Below are 1,128 nucleotides of genomic sequence, written 5' to 3'. Positions count from 1 at the left end.
CTTCGAGCAGGTGGTTGAGGCGCTCCGCATTCGCCCGCCAGATCTGAAGATCGGGGCCGAGTTGCTCTGGCCACTTCGGGTTGGCGCTGGCGCCGCGGATAACGGGGATGTCGTCCTGCCCACCACGCCTGAGCACCTCCTGCAGCGCGCCCACGCCCTGGGGCGTGCGGGCAATGCCTTCCGTCACCACCACAGCTGCAACCCGACCGGTGCGCGCGAGCAGGGCGACCGCCCGGACATCGTCGATCTCCATATCAGTGTCGATCAGGTAGCAACGTCCGTCGGGCGGGGCAGGCCCGGCACGCACCGCAGCAGGGAGACAGACCAGGGACAACAGCGTAGCCAGGAGAAGGCTGGCGAGCTTTGGTCGATGCGCCAAGGGCCGCTGCGTCCGGGTCGTCATACTTCCAGCTTCCTCCCAAGATCATTAAGCGGGCCGTGGCGTTCTTGAAGGCTCCGCGTGCTGTGCCGGAATAAGTGACATTATGAGACACGTGGACATTTGGAGCCTGACGCCGGACGCGTAGGAGAAGCGCCGGCGACAGGTGATTGGGCTGCGTCAGGCGGTGCAGACCTATGCCGCGATCGCAGCCCAGGTCGGGCTGACCCAGACCGGGGTTTTCGATATCTGCAAGCGCCTCGCAGGCGGTCGATCCCTTGCAGGATCAGGCCCTGGGTGAAGCCGAGCTTAAACTCCGTGATGATCAGGAAGAACGCTCACCAGGCCGGACCGCGGCGATGTCGCAACCGCATTCCCCGCCCATCACCTCGTAAGCGAGGCGCTTTAGATGAGCTTTGGCCGCGGCGTACAGCGATGTCTCGCGGCTCCGGGCCGGATAGGTCACCGCTGACATCGCATGCGAACGGGCGGCCCTTGGCCTTCAGGACAGATGCTGGGCGAGGTGCTTGTTCATCTCGAACATGGTCACCTTGTCCTTGCCGAAGACCTTGCGAAGCTTGTCGTCGGCCAGAATCTCGCGGCGGTCCTCCGGGTTCTGCAGGTTGTTGGCCTTGATGTAATCCCACACCTTGCTGACCACCTCGCCACGCGGCAATGGCTCAGTACCAACCACCGCGCCGAGCTCCTCGGACGGCTTCAACGGCTGCTGCAGAGCGTTCGCCTTCCCG

Annotated in this window: 2 protein-coding genes; both read right to left on the bottom strand. The window is 64.4% G+C overall.

Annotation, left to right across the window (positions count from 1 at the left end; genetic code table 11):
• On the bottom strand, positions 1 to 403 hold a 403-nt coding region (locus tag Q7A36_RS40040; RefSeq protein WP_305109365.1), incomplete at its 3' end, for a nucleoside hydrolase.
• A 478-nt stretch (positions 404 to 881) separates the two neighbouring features.
• Positions 882 to 1,128 (bottom strand): SWIB/MDM2 domain-containing protein (locus Q7A36_RS40030; protein WP_305109364.1); only part of this gene is annotated, 247 nt, incomplete at its 5' end.

Origin of the sequence: Paracraurococcus lichenis, from assembly GCF_030657435.1 — a bacterium.
GTDB lineage: Bacteria > Pseudomonadota > Alphaproteobacteria > Acetobacterales > Acetobacteraceae > Paracraurococcus > Paracraurococcus lichenis.
Note: the sequence above shows the minus strand (reverse complement) of the source record. Positions and strands in the feature narration are given on the sequence as shown.